Here is a 23531-nt window from a genome sequence, read left to right on the forward strand (position 1 = left end):
GGAGCGACGTCATGCAGGCGCGTAAATACCAGTGGACCGTCGATACGCCGCAGAGCGCGCGCGGCTGGTTAGTCACCGCCGCGATGGTGTTGGTCGCCGTGCTGGTGCTGAACTGGAGCGCCGAAGGCGCGCAACTGAGCGTGGCCGAACTGGCCGCCGGTTTGCCGCAAATCGGCGACTTTCTTGGCCGTACTTTTCCGCCGGACTTGAGCATTTTGCCGCGTCTTTGGGCGCCGGCCCTGGAGACCCTGCAAATCGCCTTGTGGGGCACGCTGCTGGGCGTGGTGTTGGCGGTGCCGATCTCGTTTCTGGCCGCGCGCAACCTCAGCCGCAACCCGGTGCTGTATCACCTCACTCGCCAGTTTTTGAACATTACGCGCAGCATCAACGAGCTGATTCTGGCGCTGATTTTTGTCTCCGCCGTTGGTCTTGGGCCATTCCCTGGGGTGTTGGCGTTGGCGGTGCATGGCGTCGGCATGCTCGGGAAATTCTTCGCCGAAAGCATCGAGGAAATCGACCAAGGCCCGATCGAGGCGTTGCAGGCCACGGGTGCGCGGCCGTTGCAGATCATCGTGTTCGGCGTACTTCCGCAAGTCGTCACCGCCTGGATCGCCGTGGTGCTGTATCGCTTCGAGGTGAATCTGCGTTCGGCCACGGTGCTGGGCATGGTCGGCGCCGGCGGTCTGGGCTTTGAGCTGGTCAGCAGCCTCAAGCTGTTCAAGTACCCGGAAACCGCCACCTGCATCATCGTCATCACCGTCATGGTGGTCGCCGCCGACACCCTGTCCAGCCGCTTGCGCAACGCCATCCAGCGCGGCGCCAGTCACTGATCGTTAGCCCTTTTTTTCGCCCGGCGCAGGTCGGGCGGGGCGGTGCGTTGCCGCCACGTTCATCACCTTCAGGAGTTTGTATGGTTTCGCGCTTCCATAACCCGGTCGATACCCGCTTTGGCTGGGGCAGCCTCGAACTGCTTGCCAGCCTTACCGAAGGGCAAACCGTGGCCTTGGTGATTTTTCCCGAGGCCCGCCAGTTGGGCGTGCTCGCGCGCATTCAGGCGCTGCTGGGCGAGCGCCTGGTGTATGTGATGGAAGACGTGCAGCCCAATCCGGATGTGGCGCAACTGCGTCAGGTGTACGAGCGCTTCTGGCAACAAGCGGGTCACTGCGAAACGGTGATTGCCGTGGGCGGTGGCAGCGCCATCGACACCGCCAAGGCGCTGATCGTCGGCACCGAGCAAGGGCGCTTTGATGAGTTGCTGGCGCTGTTGGCCAGTGGTCAACCGTTCGAACCGGCGCGCAGCAAGCGCCTGATTGCCGTGCCGACCACCGCCGGCACCGGCAGCGAAGTGACGCCGTGGGCGACGATCTGGGACGCCGCCGAACAGAAGAAATATTCGCTGCACCTGCCGTGCACCTGGCCCAGCGTGGCGCTGATCGACCCGCAGTTGATGGTCAGCGTGCCGGCCAGCGTGACGGTTTCCACCGGCCTGGATGCCTTGTCCCATGCGCTGGAAGCCATTTGGAATCGCAACGCCAATCCGCTTTCCGACACCTTCGCCATCGCCGCCATTGAAGACATTCTCGAGTGCTTGCCGGCGCTGCAAAACGACTTGGGCAATCGCGAGTTGCGCTCGCGCATGGCGCTGGCGGCATTGAAAGCCGGCATGGCGTTTTCCAACACCAAGACCGCGCTGGCCCATTCCATCTCCTACGAAATGACCCTGCAACACGGGTTGCCACACGGCATCGCCTGCTCGTTCACCTTGCCGCTGGTGCTGGGCCTGGCCTGGGGCCAGGACGCCGAGCGCGACCGCACCTTGCAACGCATTTTTGGCCCTGATCTGGCCAGCGCCCAGGCGCGCTTGCGGGGCTTTTTGCACAGCCTGTCGGTGAAAACCGATTTTGCCGATTACGGCGTCAGCGACGAACAAGCCAAAACCCTGCTGGAGGCCGCCAGCAAAGGCGCCCGTGGGCAGAACTTCATCGGCTCGGCTGCGCTGAGCTGAGCCTTATTTCACCCGACACCGGAGATCTACCCATGCACTACCAATCGCCTCGCCAACTCGCCGCCGTGGTTCTCGACTGGGCCGGCACCGTGGTCGACTTCGGCTCGTTCGCGCCGACGCAAATCTTTGTTGAGGCCTTCGCTGAATTCGGCGTGCAGGTATCGCTGGAGGAAGCGCGCGGCCCAATGGGTATGGGCAAGTGGGACCACATCCGCACCCTATGCGATCAACCAGCCATTGCCGAGCGCTTCGTTCGCGCGTTGGGTAAGCGCCCCACGGACGACGACGTTACCGCTATCTACGAGCGTTTCATGCCGCTGCAAATCGAGAAAATCGGCCTGCACTCAGCCTTGATTCCTGGCGCGTTGGAAACCGTCGCGCACCTGCGCGAAGCGGGTCTGGCCATTGGCTCGTGCTCGGGCTACCCGGCCGTGGTGATGGCGAAAGTGGTAGAGCTGGCGCGCCAGAATGGCTTTGTGCCCGACCACGTAGTGGCCACCGATGAAGTACCTAACGGCCGCCCGCACCCGGCGCAGGCGCTGGCCAACGTCATCGCCCTGGGCATCAATGACGTCGCCGCGTGCGTGAAAGTGGACGACACCTGGCCGGGCATTCTCGAAGGCCGCAGCGCCGGTATGTGGACCGTGGCGCTCAGTTGTTCTGGCAATGCCCTGGGCCTGACGTATGCGCAGTACCAAGCCTTGCCTGCCGCCGAGCTGGACGCCCAGCGCCAGCGCATCGGCGAGCTGTTCGCGCCGAGCCGCCCGCACTACATCATCGACACCATCGCCGAACTGCCGGAGGTGGTGGCGGATATCAACCGTCGCTTGGCCAACGGTGAAATGCCGCAGAGCAGCTAAGCCGTCCGCCGCTCACGGCAAACGGCTGGCGACCGCGGCTTACCGAGCCAAGGTTTTGTCAGGCGTTTGCTGAGGGCTGGCCTGGGGTTTGCGCACCACCGGCCAGAACAGTTCTTCCTGCCAGGACACCGGATTGAGGTCTTCGATGCCGTAGGCCTGTGGACGGCGGCGGGTGATCTTGGCGGTGCCGAACAGCACGTCCCACAGGAACAGCAAATTGCCAAAGTTGCCCTTGTAGTGGGTCACGCCGTCGTTGGCGTTCAGGCCGTGGTGGGCCGAGTGGGTCGAGGGCGTGGAAATGGTGCGCTCCAGCAACCACATCAGCGGGCGCAGCGCTTTTATCTCGTAGAGCTTGGCATCCCAAAGCACGCTGCTGTGGGCGCCGAAAATCACCAGCATCTTGAGCACCAGGTACGGGTAATACACCGGCGCCAGGCCCATGTAGATGAGCATTCCCGACAACCACAAACCAGGCATCAGCAGGTAATAGAAACTGTTGTTGCGGTACACGATGCGAATGCTCATGTACGGCGCCGAATGGTGGGCGCGGTGCAGCGCATACAGAAATGGCACCCGGTGAGTGAGGCGATGCCACCAGTATTGGGTCATGTCGTCGAACAGCAGAAACAAGCCGAAGCCGGCCCACCAGGGCAGGTTGGCCAGGCTGTCTTTTAACTGCGGCGCGGTGTGGCTGAGCAGGGCGGCGCTTAAGAACATCACCAGCGGAAAGGTGACGCCCAGCAGCAAGCTCGAACCGATCCACTCGATCAGCACATCACGGCGGCTACCGGCGGGTTGGCGAAAACAGGCGAAGGCCAGCTCCAGGGCGATAAACACAAAGAAGATGGCAGCGACGACGGCGATAGGGTTATTGGCGGTCATTGTTATATCCATGGCAATCTTTCGTCTGGCCCGGAACGGGCAGTGCCACCCTATGAGAAACCATGACCTCACCTGACAACAGGCGCGAAATGGACAGAAAACTGACCGAACTGGCCAATGCGCCGCACGCCCCCGGCCAACGCTTTCACCGTGGCCCGTTAGGCGGCGTGCTGGAGCGGTTTCTCAACAGCAAGCGCCCCGCCAAAGCCGACTACAGCGCGTTGGCGTTGGAACAGTTGTGGGACGAAGCCGCGCACCATGACCCGGCTGTTGGCTTGCACTTGTTTGGCCTGTTCAGTTCGCAAGACCGCCATGTGATTGCCTTGATGGCGCAGTACGCGGACACCGTTTCACAGGCCACCCACAACTGGGTGCGCTATGCCGGCTTGGCTTCGGACATGGATCGCCTGACGCGCGTGGAAGACGCCAATGGCATTGGTGTACAGGTGACCATCGACGCGCCGGCGAACCTGGCGCGTTATCTGGTGGAACACTATTTCGTGATGGCCCTGACAGTGTGCAGCGAAGGCGCGGGCCAGCGCGTGCTGCCGACGCGGGTGCAATTGGCGCACCCGCGCCCGGCCTATCACGCAGAATATGCGGCCTGGTTTGGCGAGCACGTCAGCTTCGGTTGCGGCCATAACCGCCTGTACTTCAGCGCGGCCAGCCTGGCGCTCCCGATGCGCAACCGCCATCCCGGCATGCTCGCCGTGTTGTGTGCCGAATTGGATCGCTGTCTGGCACGCCAGCAACAGCTCAGCGGTTGGGCGGGGAAGGTGGCGCAGAGCATTCGTCACAGTTTTGCCCGTGGCCAAACGCCCAGTCTTGATAGCCAGGCCGAGCTGCTGCATCAAAGCCCGCGCACGTTACGCAGACGCCTGGACGACGAAGGCATGACCTTCCGCCAGTTGCTCGACCTGGTGCGCGCCGACCTTGAGCAAACCCTCGAACTGCAGGGCGAAAGCCGCGCCGACATTGCGGCGCAACTCGGCTACAGCGACCTCAGCGCCTACCTGCACGCGCGCAAGCGCTGGCGCAGCGAATAGCCGATCAGGCGTTGAGGCGCGCCACCAGATCGATCAGCGCCTCGATATCGTCATCCCCGTCCGCCACGACGACACGCTGATGCGCAAGGCCGGGCGGCCTTGCCACACGGTGCCGCCGAACCACGCTTGCCCTGACGCTTGCACCGCCTCGCGGGTGGCGATGGTTTGCGCATCGCTGTGCGCACGAAATAGCACCTGATTGAGCACTACACGGTTGAGCACCTCATAACCTGCCGCGCGCAAGCCCTCGGCGACCCGCTGGGCCTGACGGCAATGGCGTTCCACTTGCTGCGCCACGCCCTGTCTGCCCAGGCTGCGCAATGCGGCCCACACCGGAATGCCACGCGCTCGCCGGGAAAATTCCAGGGTGAGGTTTTTCTGCGCGTCGGCGCTCGCGCTGGAGTAGGCAGCGTCGCTGTTCATGGCGCTGGCGAGCGCGTCGGCATCGCGGCAGATGGCCATGGCGCAGTCGTAGGGCGTGTTCAGCCATTTGTGCGCATCGGTGGTCCAGCTGTCCGCCTGTTCGATGCCCGCCGTGAGCGGCGCCAAGGCCGATGCGCGCGCCCACAGGCCGAAGGCGCCGTCGACATGCACCCAGGCGCCGGCTGCATGTGCCTTGGGAATCAGTCGGGCGAACGGGTCGAACTCGCCGGTGTTCACCTCGCCGGCTTGCAGGCAAACAATGGTGTGCGCGTCCAGCGCCGGTAAGCGCTCCGGGTCGACCTGGCCGAGGGCGTTAACCGGCGCGTAGATGATCTTCGCGCTGCCAAAGCCCAGCACACGCAGGGCTTTTTTCACGGTGATATGCGCAAGCTCAGACGCCACCACTTTGATTTCCGGCGCGCCGATCAACCCGTCGCGGTCGAAGTCCCAGCCGTGGCGCGCCAACAGCGAACGACGTGCAGCGGCCAGGCAACTGAGCGTGCAGGCGGTGGCGCTGGTGCCGAAACCCACGGCGCTGTCACGCGGCAGATCCAGCGCCTCCAGCACCCAGTGCGCGGCCGTGGCTTCCACCGTGGCGGCCACGGGGGCGTTGTCGAAGGTCGAGGCGCATTGGTCCCAGGCCAGCATCAGGCGCTCAGCGGCCGCCGCCACCGGCAACGACGCACCGATCACGAAACCGAAATAGCGCGGCCCGTTGGACACCACCGTCGCTGCGGAACCGCGCTCATCCAGAAGCTGCAATGTTTGTGCGGCGGGCAGCCCGAGCGCGGGCAATGGCTCGTCAAAGGCAGCCAGGCCGGCCAGTGCCTCGGCATCCGGGTACACCCGGCGCGTGGCCAGGCTGGCGGTGTAATTCAGGCCGCGCGCATCGGCGTCGGCGAGTAGTTCGACTTCGTTCATACGTCTTCCAGGCGTTGGTGCGCTGCAGTGGCGCGGTGCAGAAAGTATTCACTGACGCCGCTGCGAAGCAGCCGTACAGCCGCCTATTTCCTAAGCGCAGCAGTGGCCGCGCGATTTTCACTGTGTGCAGCACAGTTGGCCGAAAATATAGTTATGAGTGATAACTGGTTGCACCGTTGCGGTGCGGGGCGGTTTTCGCAAAGTGGATAGATAAAGCGCGGTTCGTAGTTCAAAAATGACATCGACGGTTACCTAGATTGTTAGGAACCAGATAACAGTAATAACCAATGAATCTCCTGCACTTCTGCCATTCAACAATCATAAAAATGGAGCGGAACCGCATGACCCGAACACCACTGTGCCTCGCCGCCGGCCTGCTTTGTTGCCTCGCGCTGCCGGCACACGCCGTTGAACTCAATGACGATTTCTCTCTGAGCCTGACGCTGACCGCGCTTAGCGACTACCGCACCGGCGGCATCTCGCAAACCGCCGGCGACCCGGCGTTGTGGACGGATGTCACCCTGACCCACAGCAGCGGCGCGTACGCCGGCGTGTTTTCCTCCAACGCCGACTTCGGCACCGACACCCGTCGCGAGTACGACTATTACGTCGGCTTCGCCCACGACTTCAGCGAGCAGTTGAACGTCAACCTGATGTACGTCGAGTACGACTACCCCAAGGACAGCGAATTTAACTACGGCGAGTGGATCGGCACCCTCGGCGCCTATGGCGCGACCTTCGGCATCAAGTACACCAACGAGGTGAAACCGTTCGACGATGACCGCAGCGTGATGTGGCTCGGTTACACGGTCGATCTGCCCTACGAAGCCGCGCTGGATCTGCGCTACGGCTACAGCGATGCCAAAGACGAGGTGTGGATTTCCAGCGACGGTTCCACACGCCATAGCTACTACGACTGGGAAGTGGGGCTGAGCAAAACGTTGTTCGGTTTTGACTGGCGTGTGGCGTACATCGACACCGATTTGTCGCAGGCCGAATGTGCCTCGGTAAACGGCTTCGACGATGTGTGCTCGGCCACGGTGGTCGCCCAGGTGGCGAAACGTTTCTGACCTTCTCAGGTATTAATCGATGAACCCAAAACACTTCATGCTCGCCGCCTGTGCGTTGCTATTTTCCCTCGGCGCCCACGCAGCCCAAGATGTGCCAGGCCAGGATGTCAGCAGCGCCCCGACGCGCACCTGGCAACCGTTCTGGGGCAAACGCCTCACCGGTTACCTGGCCGCACCAGACGGCACCGAACTGCGCTATTCGGTGTTGCTGCCCAAGGGCGAGGGCAAGTTTCCGGTGCTGGTGCGTTACAGCGGTTACGACAGCGGCAGCATCGGCGGCTCGGCCTATCTGGCGGACGACGAAACCTTCTCCGTCGACCTCGACAAGCAGCTGCTCGAACAGGGCTACGCCATCATGGGCGTGCAAGCGCGGGGCACCGGCTGCTCGCAAGGCACCTTCGATTTTCTCGGCCCGGATTACGGCAAAGACGGTCGCGCGGCCGTGGAATTTGCCGCCGGCCAAGGCTGGTCGAATGGCAATGTCGGCATGTTTGGTTGGTCGTGGGCGGGCATGTCCCAACTGATGACCGCCACCGAGCGTCCGGCCGGCCTCAAGGCCATCGCCCCCGGCATGGCTATGGGCGACGCACGCAGTGACAGCTGGGCGCCAGGCGGCGTGCCGGCACCGGAATTCGTGACCGGCTGGCATTGGTATTTGAGCCAGCGCTGGGCCGCCGTCAAAGCCAGCGCGCTAAGCGAGCAAGACCAACGCTGCCTCAAGCAAGTGGCGCAAAACGAAGTGGATGTAAAAAAGCATGCGCTGACTTACCAGATCATCCGCCACCCGCAGCGCGACGCCTGGACTGCGCAACGCAGCATTCGTGACCGCACTCAGCGCATTCAGGTGCCGGTGCTGTCCATGCAGGCCTGGCAAGACGAAGCCGTGATGGCGCGTGAAGGGTATTACCAGGAAACGCTTGATCCCGAGCAGCTGTGGCTGGTGCAAACCAACGGCCCGCACGACTTGTACGAGTCCACCCATTTCCGCAAAAAGCTGCAGGCGTTTTTCGATCACTTTGTGAAGGGCCTGGATAACGGCTTCGACAAACTGCCGCACGTGGAGATCTGGCAAGAAACCAGCAGTACCGGCTCCGTTAATGACCTGCATGGCCTCAACGAGCCGGCAAAGCCTGGCTGGACCATCACCCGCGAGCGTTTCCCGGTGGCTGTTAAACCGCTGAGCTTCGCCCTGGGCGCCAACCGCACGCTCGTCGAAGGCGGCAAAGCCAGCGGCGAGCCCGATGAATACAACTACCCGGTGGCCGGCCCGGACGTGAACACCTACGAGGTCGATAACGCCTGGGGCGAACTCAAGCACGGCTGGAAAGAAGGCAGCCTGGCGTACACCAGCGCACCGCTGAGCCGCGACCTGGTGACCTACGGCCCAGGCAGTGCCGACCTCTGGCTGGCCACGCCATTGGGCCCGGACATGGACGTGCAAGTGACGCTCACGCAACTGCGGCCCGACGGCCAGGAAGTGTATGTGCAGCGCGGCTGGCTGCGCTTGTCTGCTCGCGCGCTGGACCCACAAAAATCCACCGCCGTGCGCCCATGGTTGCTCGACACGCCGGACAGCCTGATGCCGCTGGAGCCCGATGAGCCGGTGCTGGGCCGGGTGGAGTTGCGCCCGTTTTCCCACACCTTCCGCGCCGGTTCGCGGTTGCGCATCTGGATCGACGCACCCGGCCGTACCGGCGGCTATGGCTTCGACACCTACGCCCTGGCCGCGCGCAGCAAGTTGCTGCACGACGCCGAGCACCCGTCGCAGCTGGTGCTGGGCGAGTTGCAAGGCGTGAAGGTGCCGGTGCCGCAACCGGCCTGCAACAGCCTGCTCAAACAGCCATGCCGTCCCGACCCGCTCCAGTCACCCATCGCTGAGGATTAACCACCATGAACACAGTTCGCACCGTATTGCTCGCCGCTTCACTGCTGGGCTTATCCAGCGTTCAGGCTGATGAGCTGAAAGAGCCGAAAGCCAACCGCGTGACCAACGAGTTGGTGATGCAGATTCACGTCAAGCTCGGCCCCGAGGAAGACATGGGCAAAGGCGCTGACGGCCACCGCATCAACTACCCCATTATCGGTGGCACGTTTGTCGGCAAAGGCATGAAGGGCATCGTGGTGCCCGGCGGCGCCGATATGTCAGTGGAACGCGCCGATGGCGTGACGCTGATCGAAGCGCTGTACCGCCTGAAAACCGATGACGGGCAGATCATCATCATTCACAACCCGGGCATCTGGCGGCCCAACGCCGACGGTTTGGCCAAGCAGGCCAAGGGCCAGGAATTGCTCGAAAACGATTACTACTGCCGCACCACCCCGAGCTTCAAAACCCAGCCCGGCGCCTATTCGTGGCTGAGCGATTATGTGTTTGTCGGCACCATCGATGACGTCAGCGAGGATGAGGTATTGATCGGCGTGTACCGCGTCGATGGCGCCTAAAGGTTAATAACATCCTGTATAGATTGGAGTCCTGTAAGGGCTGTGCCAGAGCGGTCGGCGGCGGCTGGGCTTTGAGCTTTTGGAGGATTATTCATGTTCAAACGCTCATGCCTGGCGCTGCTGTGCGCCGCGCCACTGCTGGCCAGCGCCGCCCCCGAATACGGCCAGCAACTGGAGGGTTTCGACTACCCGTATCCGGTTCAGCGCTTTACCTTCGAGTCGCAACACCAGGCGCTGGACATGGGCTACATGGACGTCGCGCCCACCGGCAAAGCCAACGGCCGTACCGCCGTGTTAATGCACGGCAAGAACTTTTGCGGCGCCACCTGGCAAGACAGCATCAAGGCGCTGAGCGCGGCGGGATACCGCGTGGTGGTGCCGGATCAAGTCGGCTTCTGCACCTCGACCAAACCTGAAAATTACCAGTACAGCTTTCATCAGTTGGCGGCTAATACCCATGCCTTGCTGAACAAACTTGGCGTGAGCAAGGCCAGCATCATCGGCCACTCCACAGGCGGCATGTTGGCCACGCGCTATGCACTGTTGTATCCGCAGCAGACCGACAAATTGGTCATGGTTAACCCCATCGGCCTGGAAGATTGGAAAGCCTTGGGCGTGCCATGGCGCAGTGTTGATCAATGGTACGAACGCGAGCTGAAGGTCACCGCCGAAGGCATTCGCAAGTACGAGCAGAACACCTACTACGCCGGACGCTGGAAACCCGAGTACGACCGCTGGGTCGAGATGCTCGCCGGCCTTAGCAACGGCCCGGGCAAACAGCGCGTGGCGTGGAACTCGGCGCTGATCTACGACATGATTTTTACCCAGCCGGTGTTCTACGAGTTCCCCAACCTCAAGGTGCCGACCGTGCTGATGATTGGCGATGCCGACACCACCGCCATCGGCAGCGACATCGCCAGCCCGGAACTGAAAGCCAAGCTCGGCCGCTACAGCGTGCTGGGCAAGCAGGTCACCGCCATGATTCCGGGCGCGAAGCTGGTGGAATTTCCGGGCCAGGGCCACGCGCCGCAGATGGAGGATCCGGTGGGGTTCAATCAGAAACTGGTCGAGCAGCTGAAGCTGTAAAAACCGCTACGCCGTTGGCCACGCCCCTTCGCCCAGCACAGCGGCGAGGGTGCGTTCGCCCAGGCCAAGGCCCACGCTCATGCCCAACCCTGTGTGCATGAGCACGGCCGTCACGCCGTCGGCAGCCGGCGTCACGCTAAAAGGCCCCGGCCCGCGCGCGCCATACACGCCTTGCCAACGCTCGATCACCTCAATGCCCATGCCGAGTGTCTGTTCAGCCAGTTCCAGCATGATGCGGTCGGTGCCTTCGGCATTGAACGGTGACGCGTCGCTGCCGTAGTCGTGGGAGTCACCGATGATCAGCTCGCCATAGGGCGTTGGGCTCATTAGCAAGTGAATGCCCAGCGTTTCCAGTTCCGGTTGCTCGCGACGAATCTGCGCACGAATGGCGTCGGCTTCCGGCAGGTCTGAAAAGGCACCGTAGTGGGTGCAGCTCAAGCCGGTGAGCAACGCATGTTTCAGCGCCAGCGGCTGGGCAGGGCGCACGCGCAGCATTTGCAGACGGCATACCTGCGGTTGCAGGCGGGCCATGTGCTCGGCAAGCAGGGTTTGGTAGTCGTGCCCGGAGCACACCAGAATGTGCCGCGCGGTAAAGCGCCCGGCGGTGGTGTTGGCATGACCGGATTGCACATCGCGCACCAGCGTCGAGAAGTGAAACGTTACGCCCAGTTCGCGGCGCAAAAACTCGATGATTTTTGGCAGCGCTTCGCGGGAATACAGTTGTTGATCGTCCAGACCGTGCAACGCTGCGCGGTGGTGGCTGAAGCGACCGTCATACAGGGCATTCAACCCCTCGCCGCGTAGCAGTTCGGTGCGATAGCCCAGCTCTTCGCCGCGCCCGTTGACGAAGGCATGCAGCAGCGCTTCCTCGGCTTCGCTGCGGGCGAACAGCAGCGAGCCTTGCCTGTGCAGGGACAGCCCGGCGGCCTGCGCCAGGTCTGCCCAGAGCTCACGGGACTGGCGCGCCAGGTTGAGCATGGCGCCGGGCGCCTGACCGCCCACCAGCGCCTGGCCGAAGTTGCGGATCGAGGCACCCAGCGGCGTATGGCTGCGTTCGAATACCTTGACCTTGAGGCCACGTTTAGCGCCTGCCCAGGCGTGGGCGAGACCCTAGAATGCCGGCGCCGACGATCAGCAGATCGCAGTCGTGTTCAGACATGTGTTGACTCCTGTATTCCACCGACCCGTAGGAGCGAGCTTGCTCGCGAAAAAGGCCACGCGGTTTTGCAAGAAAACGTCGTGGGGCAATTCGCGAGCAAGCTCGCTCCTACGAGTGCGGGGCGGGGGTGACGGCGGATTATTGGGGCAGCGGTTCGGATTTGCCGTCGTAGCGTTTGCGCCACTCGGCGAGAATTTTGTCGCGGTTTTCCGAGGCCCAGTTGAAGTCGTTTTTAATCAGGCGCTGCTCGTAATCGGCCGGCAATTCCTGGAAGCGTTCGGCAATGCCCGGCTGGGCCAGGACAGCGAAGTTGACCTTGTACAAGTCCATCGCTTCGCGGCTGGCGGAGAAGTCGGCGAGCTTTTTGGCAGCCGCCAGGTGGGCGGTGCCTTTGATGATGCCGGTGGCTTCAATTTCCCAACCCAGACCTTCCTTGGGCAGCACGATGTCCAGCGGTGCGCCTTTGCGCTTGAGCTGCACGGCTGGGTATTCAAAGGAAATACCAATCGGGAATTCGCCGGCGGCGGCGAGCTTGCAAGGTTTGGAACCGGAATGGGTGTACTGCCCGATGTTGGCGTGCAGTTTGTCCATATAGGCCCAGCCCTGGGCTTCGCCGAAGGTTTGCAGCCAGGCGCTGACGTCCAGGTAGCCGGTGCCGGAGGAGGCCGGGTTAGGCATGACGATTTTGTCTTTGTAGACGGGGTTCGTCAGGTCTTCCCATTTGGTCGGTTTGGGCAGGCCCTGCTTTTCGGCTTCCACGGTGTTGAAGCAAATGGTCGCGGCCCACACGTCCATGCCCACCCACGACGGCGGGTTGGCGGCGTCGCGGTAGTTGCCGCCAATCTTGTCGAGGTTGGCCGGTGCGTAGGCTTCGAGCATGCCTTGCTGTTTCAGGATCGCCAGGCTGGAACCGGCCAGGCCCCATACCGCGTCGGCTTGCGGGCGTTCTTTCTCGGCCAGCAGCTTGGCGGTAACGATGCCGGTGGAGTCGCGCACCCATTTGATTTCAATGTCCGGGTTCTGTTTTTCAAAGGCTTCTTTGTAGGCCTTGAGTTGTTCCACTTCGAGCGCGGTGTACACGGTCAGCTCAGTGTTGGCTTGAGCGTGAAATGCACAGGCAGCGAGCAGGCCGGCGGCCAGTGCGGTGCGTTTGAACATGTGAAGCTCCTTGGGTTGGCGTTGGTTGTACGGGATTGTTCAAAGGCCCGGCGCTGGCTGACGCCAGGCTTGGGAGCGGCGCAACAGGCCACGGGAAACTCCAGCCAGCAGCAGCGATACGCCGGCCGAGGTGAGCAGAATCAACGTGGACATGGCCGCCGCACCGCCGACGTTGCCGGCGTCGTCCATGTTCAACACGGCCACGGCGGCGAGCACGCTGTCGGGGCTGTAAAGGAAGATGGCGGCCGATACGGTGGTCATCGCCGACACGAACAGGTAGCGAATGATGTCGAGCAGCGCGGGTAAGCAGATGGGCAGGGTTACGCGGAAAAAATGACGTAGCAGGGGCACTTTCAGCGACAGCGCAGCGGCTTCGTATTCGCCGTCGAGTTGGCGCAGCGCAGCAGCGGCGGTCATCTGCGCCGTGGTGAAAAAGTGCGCGATGGTGCACAGCACCAACAACGTCAGCGTGCCGTACAAACCGCTCAGTGGATTGTTTGGCTGGTTGAAGAAAAACACGTAGCCCAAGCCAAACACCAACCCCGGTACCGCCATCGGCACGAAGCTGAGCAAACGCAACAATTGCGTCAGCGCGGTTTGCCGGGTTTTCTCAATCAGGTACGCGCCGGTAAAAATCACCAGGCTGCCAAACAGCGCGCTGCACCCTGCCAGAACCAGACTGTTGCGATACGCCAGCCAGCCGCCGGGCAGCTCCGAGAAGGCGTAGTGGTCCAGCGACAGCGATAAGTTGTACGGCCAGAACTTCACCAGCGAGGAATAAATGGCCATGCCGAACACTCCCAGCAAGGCCAGGCAAATCAGCACCGTGGTGCAGAGAAACGCCAGGTCGCGACCGCGCGATGGTCGTGGGTGATACACCTGGGCCCGGCCGCCCATGGCGTCGCGCTGGCGGCGGCGTAGCCACACATCGACGGCGAAACTCAGGAGCGCCGGCAGCAGTAGCACCATGCCGATCAACGCGCCGCGGCCGAATTGCTGTTGGCCCACCACCGCCTTGTAAGCTTCCAGCGCCAACACCTGGTAATCGCCACCGACCACCACGGGCACGCCGAAATCGGTAATGCACAGGGTGAACACCAGGCACAGCGCGGCAAATACGCCTTGTCGACTGCCCGACCAGGTGATGCTGCGAAACGCCCGCCACGGCGAAGCGCCCATGCTCGACGCTGCGTCGAACAGGCGTGCATCGGCGAGCGCCAAGGCCGATAGCAACACCATCAGGGCGTGGGGAAAGGTGTAAATGGCCTGGCCGATAACGATGCCCCAGAAGCCATAGATGTTGTCGCTCAACAGCCCACGCAACACGCCCTGGTTGCCGAACAGGTAGATCAGCGCAATGCCGGGCAGCATCGACGGCGCCAGCAACGGCAGCAGCGAAATACCGCGCCACAGCGGCTTGGCGCGAATGCAGGTGCGCTGCAAGGCGTAGGCGAATGCGTAGGCCAGCGGCACCACAATCAGCGCCACGGTGAGCGAGACTTTCAAGCTGTTGCCCAGCAACCAGCGGAAGTTGGCGCTGCTCAATAACGTCATCGCCGCCTGCATACCGCCGCCCTGGCTGGCATCACCGGCAATGCCTCGCCACAGCATGGCCGCCAGCGGAAACACCACGGTGAGCAGCAACAGCGCCAACAGCAACCATTGGCCGCCTTTGATAAACAGGCGGTCGGCGATCACGCCGTTGCTGGCCAGCGTGTCCTTTAGCTGCGGATTCAGCCGCGCTTGGCTCCCAGCCGAAACGGATGTTTCGGCCTCCATCACACAAACACCTGCAGGCTGCGCGGCGGCAGCGCCACCCACATGTCTGCACCGGTAAGCCTCGGCATGGCGTCGGGCTCAACTTCGGCGAGCAACGAATGGCCGGGCAGGGCATCGAGTTCAAAGCGCAGGCGGCAGCGATTGCCTAGAAAAGTCAGCTCGTGCAGGTGCGCGCTGAACAGGTTGTCTTCGTGCACCGGCGGGTTGACCACCACCGATTCGGGGCGACAGAACAGCCGCCCGCGCGACTCACCGGGCAAGCGAACGGGTAGGCGCACGTGTAGGCCACCGACCTGGGCATGGCCGTCGAGGCTGCGCTCGAAGGGCAGCCAGTTGCCTTGGCCGACAAACTCGGCCACGAACGGTGTAGCGGGGCTGCGGTAAATGTCCTGGGCGCTGGCGTATTGCTCAACGCGACCTTGGTTGATCACCGCGATACGGTCGGCCATGAGCATGGCTTCGTCCTGATTGTGAGTGACCATCAGCGTGGTGATGCCGAGGCGTTTTTGCAGCTCGCGCAACTCGCCGCACAGGTGTTCACGCACCCGCGCATCCAAGGCCGACATGGGCTCGTCGAGCAGCAACAACGACGGCGCCGGTGCCAGCGCGCGCGCCAGGGCGACGCGTTGCTGCTGGCCGCCGGAGAGCTGGCCGGGGTACTTCTTTTCACTGCCGGCAAGGCCGACCAATTCCAGCATTTGCGTAACCCGCGCCTTGATGGTGGCGCGGCTGTTGCCGTTCAGGCCATAGCCGATGTTTTGTTCAACGCTGAGGTTGGGAAACAGTGCATAGGACTGAAACACAATGCCGTAGTCGCGGGCTTGTGGCGGCAGATCGGAGACGTCGCGCGAGCCGATCACGATGGTGCCGCTGTCCTGCTTCTCCAGGCCGGCGATGCAGCGCAGCAAGGTGGTTTTGCCGCAGCCCGACGGGCCGAGCAGGCACACCAATTCGCCTGCAGCGATGTCCAGCGAAATGCCATCCAGGGCCTTGAATGCGCCGAAGCCTTTATGGATGTTGCGGACTTTCATGCTCACGGCGTAGGGCGTGGCCATCGGAAACCTCTAAGCGCGATTGGGCTAGACCAGGCTCATGCTAGAGAGGCCATGCGAAGGCTTTGTGGCAGGGAGGCAAAAGTTACCGATAGTGGTATCGGCATTCTTGGGTAGGGCGGGCTATTCGATGGCGCCGCTGCGCGCCAGGCTAAGGAACGCAGCGGGCAACCGCGCCTGGCGACGCTCTTTCAGGCAGTACAAGTACTCGGCCATCAACGGCGCACCTTCGAGCTCAACGACTTTGAGCTGCGGGTTATCAGGCACTTCGTGGCGCGCGATCAGGCTAATGCCAATGTTGCGCAGCACCGCTTCACGGATGGACTCACGGCTGCCGATTTCAAGCAGCGGACCCAGCGCCACGCCAGCCTCGTTCAACAGCTTTTCGCTGAGCTGACGCGTGGTCGAGCCAACTTCGCGCATCAGCAGGCAATGGCCAGCCAGTGCACTCAACGGCACGCGGTTGTGCATTGCGAGGGGATGGTTGCGGTGCACGGCGAGCACCAGGGGATCGTGGCCGAGCACCAGGCGCGTCAGACGCGCGTCTTCCACCAGTTGCGAGGAGGCAGCGAGATCGACGCGGTAGTCTTCCAGCGCTTCGAGCACTTCCTGCGAGTTGCCAATGGTCAGCGTGACCGTGCACTGGCTGAACTGCTCACGGAAACCGCGCACCAGATCCAGCACGTAGTAGGGCGCCGTGGCGCCAATGCGCAACGCGCCCTGAACCGACCCGCTATTGCGCAGGAAAAACTCGATGTCGGCCTCTTGCTGCAACAGCGTTTGCACCATGGGCAGCAGGCGTGCGCCTTCGTCGCTCAAGGTTAAGCGCCGGCCGCCACGGTAAAACAGTTCGACGCCGTATTGGCCTTCCAGGTGGCGGATTTGCGTGGTCACCGTTGGCTGGCTCAACCCCAGCTTTTTCGCCGCCTGAGTGATGCTGCCGAGGCGGGCCACCATGTGAAAGGATTTGAGTTCGCTGCAAAGCATAGGGAAGGGCCGCTGGGTGTCGGGACTACATGACGAGACGGCAACGGTATGAAAAAAATATGACGGTTAGATGATGGTTGTGGACGTTGGCGGGGCGTGCGCGACATTGGCCAATCTGCCCCCAGGGTTTTTTCCAAGCTGGCCTTTTACCATCGGCGGCTGCCCTCTAGAATCGGGCGCGCGCCTCCGGCGTTGGAGCGTTTAAAACACACAAGGAAGCTGCGATGCACAAAGGAGAGATTCTGGGGTTGGCTTTGGCAATGGCGTTAAGTGGTTGCGCCAGTTTTACCAAGGATGAAGTGGCCCCGGTGACGTTACCGTCGATGGCAAGCTACGCCAGCAAACCCAACGTATATGTCGATTTCGACTACTACGAAGGGTTACCGAGCAACCCTTCGGCGATTGAAGTTCCGCAAGTTCGCGACGTCTATAAAACCCAGCTGGAAAAGACCATTACCGATTCCGGTCTGTTCGGCCGCGTGACGTTCGACGAGTTTCAAAAGCAGCCCGGTGACTACGGTCTACGCCTGAAAGTGCATCACCATCCATTGCCGGGTGGGCAGATGGTTTGGGCATTTTTCAGCGGCTTTACCTTCGGCGTCATGCCGGCGATGGGCACTGACCGCTTTACCATGACCCTGGAAACGCTGGATGCAAACGGCCAGAAGTTAACCGATGCCAGCAACCAGGACGCGGTGAACACCTGGATCGGTTTGGTGTTCATTCCGATGATGGGCAATACCCCGGACGAGGCGGCTCGCGACACGTTCAATCGCCAGGTGAACGCGTTGCTCAAGCGCATGGTAGAAAGCAAAACCCTGCAATATTCCGCGCTGTCGGCTTACGAACCACGCGCGTAAGGCAAAAAAAGAGCCACAGCTGTGGCTCTTTTTTCGGTTCAGCGCAACGTTATTTAAGGGCTTGCACGAACAGTGGGTCGCTATACAGGTTGTGTAGCAACTCACGAACCAGCGGGTTGTAAGCATTGGCTGCGGCGGGAACGGCTACCGCACCGACGAAGCTGCTTTCCCACGTGCTGCTCGATTGTTGGGTGGCGTCGTACAGCACATCGCTGCCTTTGTGGACGGTGAAGCGAGCCGCCAACTTGCCGGAGCCGGTGCCCATGCCGGCGTCCAATTCACTGGTGACCAACACGACATCCAGGCTGCGGTCGGCTTTTTCATCGACCAGACCGGCCAGGCGCAGCTCTTCAGTAATGGCCGCCTGAATGTGTTGAGGAATATTGCCGTTAGGCGACTTGATCGGGTTGGCCCGAACCGACAGGCTGCTGAGCGAAGACGGGGCGGTAACTTGCGGGGAGGTTACAGCGTGCAACGGCAGGTCTTTTTTCAGCACCTGAACGTTGTCGAAGTTGGGTTCGTAGCGGGTCATGTTTACACCGCAGCCTTGAAGCAGCAGCGCAAAAACGGGGACGCACAGTAGCAGTTTTTTCACGAGCACTTTCCTTGTGTAGTTGCGTGGAGAGGCCGTGATTATCAACAGGTGCGTAGGGGCCGGCAACGATTATTTCCAAAATGCCACTATCGTTGATCGGCCGTCATTCACCACGCTGAACCGAGGGAAATACGCTCTCGCAGTGGCTCTTGCGGACCTTCGCTGAAGCCGCACATTTCGGTATGCACTTCGCTGTGCACCAAATGAAACGGCACGGTAATGGGCAAACCCTGCAGCAACTCGCGCGCATGGGTCACCGAGCGTAAACGCAGCATGGCGCCGTCGGGCATTTTGATGGAATGCACACGCCCTTCGACATGGGCTTGCAGCAGGTAAATTCCACCTTCGATAGAGATCAGTTCGAGCGCTTGCAAATCGCCGGTGGCGGCATTTTCGTAGACGTCATTGACGTTCATGTTCGCTCCCCTTCGTTTGAACCGAGTGGCGCTGTGTTCTGCCTGGACGAGGCGAACACAACAGGGCCAACCGCGAACCCGAAGGCGGGTACGGGGAAATCCGGGATGGCTGAGTTAACCCTAAGCCAGATTCGCCGTTTGTATAGGAAACAGCTCGCACATTTCGCCCGCAAAAGCCCGTTCTAGGGCGGTTGAGGCAAAAAATGTGATGGGATTGGCGTCAAAAGCGATGGCGTGTGTGCCACCGCGATTATTCAGGGCAAGCGAGGCGGGGCTTTGCCTGCGTTTCATAAATGAGACTGGCCGGCTGGCCGGGCACATCATCGAGCACGCCGGTGCGCTGCATGCCGATCTTTTCAAGCACTCGAATAGAGGCTACGTGGGTCGGCCGCACGATGGCAAAAACACGGGGTTGTTGCAGGTCTTCCAGGGCATAGCGAAGCGCTTGCACTGCCAGTTCGGTGGCGTATCCATTGCCCCACGCCGATGCTGCAAAGCGGTATCCCAAGTTGAGGCGCTCCACCTCACCGTAAAGGCGCTGGGCGATACCGCCGAAACCGATAATTTCCTCCGGTTCAGTGCGGCTGGCGACGGCCCACTGGCCGTAGCCGTGCAGTTGCCAATGGGCGAGCCAGGCGTTGAACAGCGTCTCGGCTTTGCTGCAATCGGTGAGCGGCCCTGCCGGGTTGAATTGGTTGGTAGCTGGGTCGGAATGAATGGCGAAGAACTGCTGGAAATCTTCCAGCACCGGGCGGCGTAGCAGCAGGCGAGCGGTGGTGATCGACATTAAGCGCTGCTCCTGGCAAAGCGGGTCGAGCATCAAGGCAATGCCGCGAAACGCTCGATGGCAGGCTGGGGTCGATTTCGCGCTTGCCACAGGTCGTAATCGATCTGCACGCTCATCCAGGTTTGCGCCGTGCCGATACCGGCAGCCTCCAGGCGCACCGCCAGGTCCGGACTGATGGGCGCATGGCCATGCAGGATGCGCGACAGGGTTTCGCGGGCAAAGCCCAAACGGCGCGCCAGTTCCGCGACGCTGATGTTCAGCTCGGGCAGCACGTCTTCTCGCAGCGTTTCGCCAGGGTGTGGCGGGTTGAAAATGCCCATGGTGCGGTTTCCTTTTCAGTGGTAATCCACGTAGTTGACCAGTTCGATATCGGAATCGACGAAGCGAAACACCATTCGCCAATTAGCGTTCACCGTGAGCGACCAGTATTGATCAAGCTCGCCCTTGAGCGGGTGCAGCCGCCAGCCAGGGATGTCGAGGTCGGCCGGTGCGACAGCGTGGTCCATAAACTGCAGCTGTCGCGCGAGGCGTTTGGCATGATCGGCTTGAATGCCGCGGGTACAGCCGTTTTCATGAAACTGGCGTAAACCCTTGTGCTGGAAGCTGAGGATCATGGGAAAGAAGTGTGATGTATTACATCACGGTTTGCAAGTGATAAAATCGCAGTGCGTGTACGCATTTGGAAATCCCTCTCCGTTAGTGCCGCCAAGGCCGCTGCCATGGCTGCAACGACACTAGGCCGCCGCGCCAGTTGCGTCTGGAGGAAGTAACGCACAGCAGCGTGGGAGAAAGCAGGGAGCGCGCGGCGCTATTGCCGCGTTCAGCCGCTCAGTCGTCCAGACGCCACATCGGGTCGTCGGCCATGGTCGCTGCCGCCCACGTGGTAAAGGCGCGAACCCGTGCCGAAAGGCGCCTGGCATAGGGATACACCACGCTGATAGGCATGCTCGGCAGGCTCCAGTCCGGCAGTAGTTGCACCAGCTCGCCGCTGACTAGCAGCGGTTGCGCTTCGCACAGCGGTACCGACACAAACCCCAACCCAGCCTGCGCTGCCGCGATATACGCACCGCCTGTGTTGAAGCGCATGGCCGGCGTCTGCTCAATGACCACGCTGTGTTCAGCGCGACTCAAACGCACCGGGTTCTGCCGCCCGGTCACCGGAAACACAAACGCCAAAAAGCGGTGCTGCGGTAGGTCGGCGGGCGTGCAGATGGTCGCTTTGCCGTGCAAGTAGCCGGGCGATGCGCACAGGACGAAGCGCATCTGGCCGATGGCACGGCACACCAAATCCGCGTCGGTGACGGTGCCGCCGCGAATGGCGCAGTCAACGCCTTCTTGCACCAGGTCGACCACGCGTTCGCTACAGCCGACGTCGAGTTGGATGTCCGGGTACTCAGCGACGAAATCCGGCAGGGCTGGAATCAGCAAAAAACGTCCCACCGGCGAAGGCATTTCTACTCGAACCTTGCCCCGTGCAACGGTGCGGGTTTGCGAGACGCTGGCTTCCAGTTCGTCGACATCTTCAAGCACGGTTCTGGCGCGCTCGTAATAGGCGGCGCCGTCTGTGGTGGGGGTTACCCGGCGCGTGGTGCGGTGCAGCAATTTCACCCCGAGTTGGCTTTCAAGCGCCTGAATCTGCCCAGACAGCGTGGTTTTCGCCACGCCCATGGCTTCGGCGGCGCGGGTGAAACTGCTCAGTTCCACGATGCGGCAGAACGCGCGCATTGCATCGATGCGGTCAAACGCCATGATTGTCCGGGAGTCCGTCTAATGTTTCCGGTTTCAGTGTATTTATCCGCGCAGAGCGGGAGCAATAGAGTGGTTTCACCCCGGCAAGCCGCCGGCCACCACTGAGGAAACGGACATGAACAATTCGCGCGTTAACTACGCTCAGGTCGCTCCCCACGCTTTCAAGGCTTTGCTGGGGCTGGAAAAAGCGATGGGCGAATCGTCGTTGGAAAAATCGCTGCACGAGTTGGTGAAAATTCGCGCCTCACAGCTCAACGGCTGCGCGTACTGCATCGATATGCACACGGCCGACGCCATCAAATTGGGCGAAACCCCGCGGCGTATTTTTGCCCTGTCGGCCTGGCACGAAACGCCGTTTTTCAGCGATCGCGAACGCGCCGCTCTGCTCTGGACCGAAACCCTGACCTTGCTGGCAGAGCGCGGCGCGCCGGAGGCGGTTTATAGCGAAGTGGCGAAGCAATTCAATGAGCGCGAACTGGCCGACCTGACCTTCGCCATTGCCACAATCAACGCCTGGAACCGTTTCGGTGTGGGCTTCGCCATGCAGCCGGGGTTGTGACCATGGGCACGCTCTTGCGCACCTCGGCATTGCTGTTAACGCTGTTCACTTCCCTGGCACATGCCCACGGCGGCGGCGCTGGCGACGAAACGGTAGCGCCCGTCGCCCATGCCAATTTGCCTGCTGTTGCCAGCTCTGATGCCACCGCACTGCGTGTGGAATTCGCCCCGGGCGCCACGTCCAAGCCGCACCGGCACCCCGGGCCGGTGTTTGTGGTGGTGGTCAGCGGCGCGGTTGAATCGTCGTTGGACGACGGCCCGCTGCACACCTACAAAGCCGGCGATGCGTGGTACGAGGCGCCCGGACAGGAGCATCGCGTGACCCGCAATGCCAGCCAGAGCCAGCCGGCCGTGTTAGTGGCGTGGTTGCTGTCCGACGGCAAGACGCCGTTGGTAAAACCGCTGGGTGGCGCCGAGTAATCAGCGCGTTGCTGCTTTCGGCTCAAAGCGCCAGGCCACGAAGAACACCATCAGACCGGCGAGCGCTGTGGCCGCGCCGATGTAGCCGGTGGACGTCCAGCCGAAACCGGCGCTGATCGCCATGCCGCCGAGCCAAGGGCCGAGCGCATTGGCCACGTTGAAGGCGGCGTGGTTGGAGGCGGCGGCGAGGGTTTGCGCGTCCTGAGCAACGTCCATCAAATGTGTTTGTAAAGGCGCGCCGAGCGATACCATGGAACCGACCGCGAACACGGCCGGCAACACGCTCCAGGGCGACAGCGCCGCCAGTGGGAATATCGCCAGCACCAGTGCACTCCACACCAACAGCCAGGCCACGGCTTTGAATTGCAGTTTGTCGAACAGCCAGCCGCCGACCATATTACCGACAATGCTGCCCAGCCCGAATGCGGCAAGGGCGAAGGGAATCCAGGCTGCTGACAGGTGGGTCACTTGCAATAACGTGGGCGCCATGTAGCTGAACACGCAAAACATGCCGGCAAAACCGACCGAGCTGATGGCCAGCGCCAACCACACTTGCGCACGGTTAAACGCGCGTAGCTCGCGCATCGGGTAGCTGCGTGGTTCGTTTTTATCCAGCGGCAAAAACCACGCAACCATCGCCACCGTGCTGAGGGCGATAACGCCGACCAGAGCAAAGGCATAACGCCAACTGGCCAACTGACCGAGCCAGGTGGCCAGCGGGTTGCCCACTAGAATCGCCACCGTAAGGCCCAGCATTACCCGGCTCACGGCCTTGGCCCGTTTGTGCGGCGGCGCCATGGACGCCGCCACCAGCATTGCCACGCCAAAATAGGCGCCATGGGGCAGGCCGGCGAAGAAGCGGAACGCCATCATCGAGTGGTAATCCGGTGCCAGCGCGGTGGCGAAGTTGCCGACGGCGAAAATCGCCATCAGCAGCAAGAGCAAATTACGGCGCGGCAGACGCGAACCCAATATCGCCAACAGCGGTGCGCCGACTACAACGCCAAGCGCGTAGGTGCTGATCACATGGCCCACCTGCGGCTCGGTGATGCCCAAGTCGGCGGCCACGTCTGGCATCAAGCCCATTATCGAAAACTCACCGGTGCCAATGGCGAAACCGCCCAGGGACAGCGCCAGTTCAATCAGCAAAATCGCGCGGGCCGACAACTGCTTGGCAATCGGTGCAGTGGGCGCCGCAGCGGGCAATACATCAGACATGGATACAGCCTCGAATCAGGTCGCTTGAACGGGTGAACGGATTCACCGGTGGGGCAGG

Annotated in this window: 24 protein-coding genes and 1 pseudogene; 11 read left to right on the forward strand and 14 right to left on the reverse strand. The window is 61.9% G+C overall.

Annotated features, from left to right (window positions below; translation table 11 throughout):
• Window positions 1–11 precede the first annotated feature (11 nt).
• The 3 genes from phnE (at window position 12) to phnX (ending at window position 2865) form a co-directional block, all read left to right on the forward strand.
• Window positions 12–830 carry a phosphonate ABC transporter, permease protein PhnE gene (gene phnE / locus ACZZZP_RS04720; protein WP_463381958.1) on the forward strand — a complete coding sequence of 273 codons (819 nt, stop codon included), beginning with the start codon at window positions 12–14 and terminating at the stop codon, window positions 828–830.
• A gap of 80 nt (window positions 831–910) precedes the next feature.
• On the forward strand, window positions 911–2005 hold the full coding sequence (gene psrA / locus ACZZZP_RS04725; RefSeq protein ID WP_463381959.1) for an iron-containing alcohol dehydrogenase PsrA: 1095 nt from the start codon (window positions 911–913) through the stop codon (window positions 2003–2005).
• A 32-nt stretch (window positions 2006–2037) separates the two neighbouring features.
• On the forward strand, window positions 2038–2865 hold the full coding sequence (phnX, locus tag ACZZZP_RS04730; protein ID WP_463381960.1) for a phosphonoacetaldehyde hydrolase: 828 nt from the start codon (window positions 2038–2040) through the stop codon (window positions 2863–2865).
• A gap of 39 nt (window positions 2866–2904) precedes the next feature.
• Here phnX and ACZZZP_RS04735 read toward each other — a convergent pair whose 3' ends face one another.
• Entirely contained in the window at window positions 2905–3759 is an 855-nt protein-coding gene (locus tag ACZZZP_RS04735) for a sterol desaturase family protein (RefSeq protein ID WP_463381961.1), read from the reverse strand.
• A 77-nt stretch (window positions 3760–3836) separates the two neighbouring features.
• Here ACZZZP_RS04735 and ACZZZP_RS04740 point away from each other — a divergent pair, with 77 nt between their 5' ends.
• The gene (locus ACZZZP_RS04740; RefSeq protein WP_463381962.1) at window positions 3837–4793 is read left to right on the forward strand and encodes an AraC family transcriptional regulator ligand-binding domain-containing protein; all 957 of its coding nucleotides are present in this window, start codon (window positions 3837–3839) and stop codon (window positions 4791–4793) included.
• A gap of 33 nt (window positions 4794–4826) precedes the next feature.
• Here ACZZZP_RS04740 and ACZZZP_RS04745 read toward each other — a convergent pair whose 3' ends face one another.
• Window positions 4827–6137, reverse strand: coding sequence for a pyridoxal phosphate-dependent decarboxylase family protein (locus ACZZZP_RS04745; RefSeq protein WP_463536303.1), 1311 nt, complete (start codon window positions 6135–6137; stop codon window positions 4827–4829).
• 341 nt (window positions 6138–6478) lie between these two features.
• Between ACZZZP_RS04745 and ACZZZP_RS04750 the strand changes: the two genes are divergently transcribed.
• From ACZZZP_RS04750 to ACZZZP_RS04765, 4 genes are all read left to right on the forward strand, one after another.
• Entirely contained in the window at window positions 6479–7207 is a 729-nt protein-coding gene (locus ACZZZP_RS04750) for a TorF family putative porin (protein WP_463381964.1), read from the forward strand.
• Window positions 7208–7226: 19 nt separating this feature from the next.
• Window positions 7227–9092, forward strand: coding sequence for a CocE/NonD family hydrolase (locus ACZZZP_RS04755; protein WP_463381965.1), 1866 nt, complete (start codon window positions 7227–7229; stop codon window positions 9090–9092).
• A 5-nt stretch (window positions 9093–9097) separates the two neighbouring features.
• Window positions 9098–9649 (forward strand): DUF3237 domain-containing protein, encoded by a 552-nt coding sequence (locus tag ACZZZP_RS04760; RefSeq protein WP_463381966.1) that lies wholly within the window; start codon window positions 9098–9100, stop codon window positions 9647–9649.
• Window positions 9650–9742: 93 nt separating this feature from the next.
• Window positions 9743–10735 carry an alpha/beta fold hydrolase gene (locus ACZZZP_RS04765; RefSeq protein ID WP_463381967.1) on the forward strand — a complete coding sequence of 331 codons (993 nt, stop codon included), beginning with the start codon at window positions 9743–9745 and terminating at the stop codon, window positions 10733–10735.
• Window positions 10736–10741: 6 nt separating this feature from the next.
• Here the strand turns inward: ACZZZP_RS04765 and ACZZZP_RS04770 are convergent.
• From ACZZZP_RS04770 to ACZZZP_RS04790, 5 genes and pseudogenes are all read right to left on the reverse strand, one after another.
• A pseudogene (locus ACZZZP_RS04770) lies at window positions 10742–11894 on the reverse strand (TIGR03364 family FAD-dependent oxidoreductase).
• A gap of 138 nt (window positions 11895–12032) precedes the next feature.
• Complete coding sequence (locus ACZZZP_RS04775; protein ID WP_463381968.1) at window positions 12033–13052, reverse strand: putative 2-aminoethylphosphonate ABC transporter substrate-binding protein; 1020 nt, start codon at window positions 13050–13052, stop codon at window positions 12033–12035.
• Between the two features lie 39 nt (window positions 13053–13091).
• A complete protein-coding gene (locus ACZZZP_RS04780; protein WP_463381969.1) occupies window positions 13092–14831 on the reverse strand; it encodes a putative 2-aminoethylphosphonate ABC transporter permease subunit in 1740 nt (579 codons plus the stop codon).
• Window positions 14831–15886 carry a putative 2-aminoethylphosphonate ABC transporter ATP-binding protein gene (locus ACZZZP_RS04785; protein WP_463381970.1) on the reverse strand — a complete coding sequence of 352 codons (1056 nt, stop codon included), beginning with the start codon at window positions 15884–15886 and terminating at the stop codon, window positions 14831–14833. Before ACZZZP_RS04785 ends, ACZZZP_RS04780 begins: the two co-directional genes overlap by 1 nt.
• A gap of 120 nt (window positions 15887–16006) precedes the next feature.
• Window positions 16007–16870 (reverse strand): LysR family transcriptional regulator, encoded by an 864-nt coding sequence (locus ACZZZP_RS04790; RefSeq protein ID WP_463381971.1) that lies wholly within the window; start codon window positions 16868–16870, stop codon window positions 16007–16009.
• A gap of 224 nt (window positions 16871–17094) precedes the next feature.
• On the opposite strand from ACZZZP_RS04790, the gene ACZZZP_RS04795 reads away from it, so the two are divergent.
• Window positions 17095–17730 carry a hypothetical protein gene (locus tag ACZZZP_RS04795; protein WP_463381972.1) on the forward strand — a complete coding sequence of 212 codons (636 nt, stop codon included), beginning with the start codon at window positions 17095–17097 and terminating at the stop codon, window positions 17728–17730.
• A gap of 49 nt (window positions 17731–17779) precedes the next feature.
• On the opposite strand, the gene ACZZZP_RS04800 is transcribed toward ACZZZP_RS04795, so the two are convergent.
• From ACZZZP_RS04800 to ACZZZP_RS04825, 6 genes are all read right to left on the reverse strand, one after another.
• Window positions 17780–18325 (reverse strand): hypothetical protein, encoded by a 546-nt coding sequence (locus ACZZZP_RS04800; protein WP_463381973.1) that lies wholly within the window; start codon window positions 18323–18325, stop codon window positions 17780–17782.
• 107 nt (window positions 18326–18432) lie between these two features.
• Window positions 18433–18741, reverse strand: a complete 309-nt coding sequence (locus tag ACZZZP_RS04805; RefSeq protein ID WP_463381974.1) for a DUF6482 family protein — start codon at window positions 18739–18741, stop codon at window positions 18433–18435.
• Between the two features lie 250 nt (window positions 18742–18991).
• On the reverse strand, window positions 18992–19528 hold the full coding sequence (locus tag ACZZZP_RS04810) for a GNAT family N-acetyltransferase (protein WP_463381975.1): 537 nt from the start codon (window positions 19526–19528) through the stop codon (window positions 18992–18994).
• Window positions 19529–19560: 32 nt separating this feature from the next.
• Window positions 19561–19848 carry a HigA family addiction module antitoxin gene (locus ACZZZP_RS04815; RefSeq protein WP_122492637.1) on the reverse strand — a complete coding sequence of 96 codons (288 nt, stop codon included), beginning with the start codon at window positions 19846–19848 and terminating at the stop codon, window positions 19561–19563.
• Window positions 19849–19863: 15 nt separating this feature from the next.
• Window positions 19864–20142, reverse strand: a complete 279-nt coding sequence (locus ACZZZP_RS04820) for a type II toxin-antitoxin system RelE/ParE family toxin (protein WP_463381976.1) — start codon at window positions 20140–20142, stop codon at window positions 19864–19866.
• 214 nt (window positions 20143–20356) lie between these two features.
• Window positions 20357–21277 carry a LysR family transcriptional regulator gene (locus ACZZZP_RS04825; RefSeq protein ID WP_122492635.1) on the reverse strand — a complete coding sequence of 307 codons (921 nt, stop codon included), beginning with the start codon at window positions 21275–21277 and terminating at the stop codon, window positions 20357–20359.
• 115 nt (window positions 21278–21392) lie between these two features.
• Here ACZZZP_RS04825 and ACZZZP_RS04830 point away from each other — a divergent pair, with 115 nt between their 5' ends.
• Both ACZZZP_RS04830 and ACZZZP_RS04835 read left to right on the forward strand, forming a co-directional pair.
• Entirely contained in the window at window positions 21393–21836 is a 444-nt protein-coding gene (locus ACZZZP_RS04830) for a carboxymuconolactone decarboxylase family protein (RefSeq protein ID WP_463381977.1), read from the forward strand.
• A gap of 2 nt (window positions 21837–21838) precedes the next feature.
• Window positions 21839–22255 (forward strand): cupin domain-containing protein, encoded by a 417-nt coding sequence (locus ACZZZP_RS04835; protein WP_463381978.1) that lies wholly within the window; start codon window positions 21839–21841, stop codon window positions 22253–22255.
• Here ACZZZP_RS04835 and ACZZZP_RS04840 read toward each other — a convergent pair whose 3' ends face one another.
• Window positions 22256–23473, reverse strand: coding sequence for an MFS transporter (locus tag ACZZZP_RS04840; RefSeq protein ID WP_122492632.1), 1218 nt, complete (start codon window positions 23471–23473; stop codon window positions 22256–22258).
• Between the last annotated feature and the right edge of the window lie 58 nt (window positions 23474–23531).

It is taken from the genome of Pseudomonas sp. AC211 (assembly GCF_979258055.1).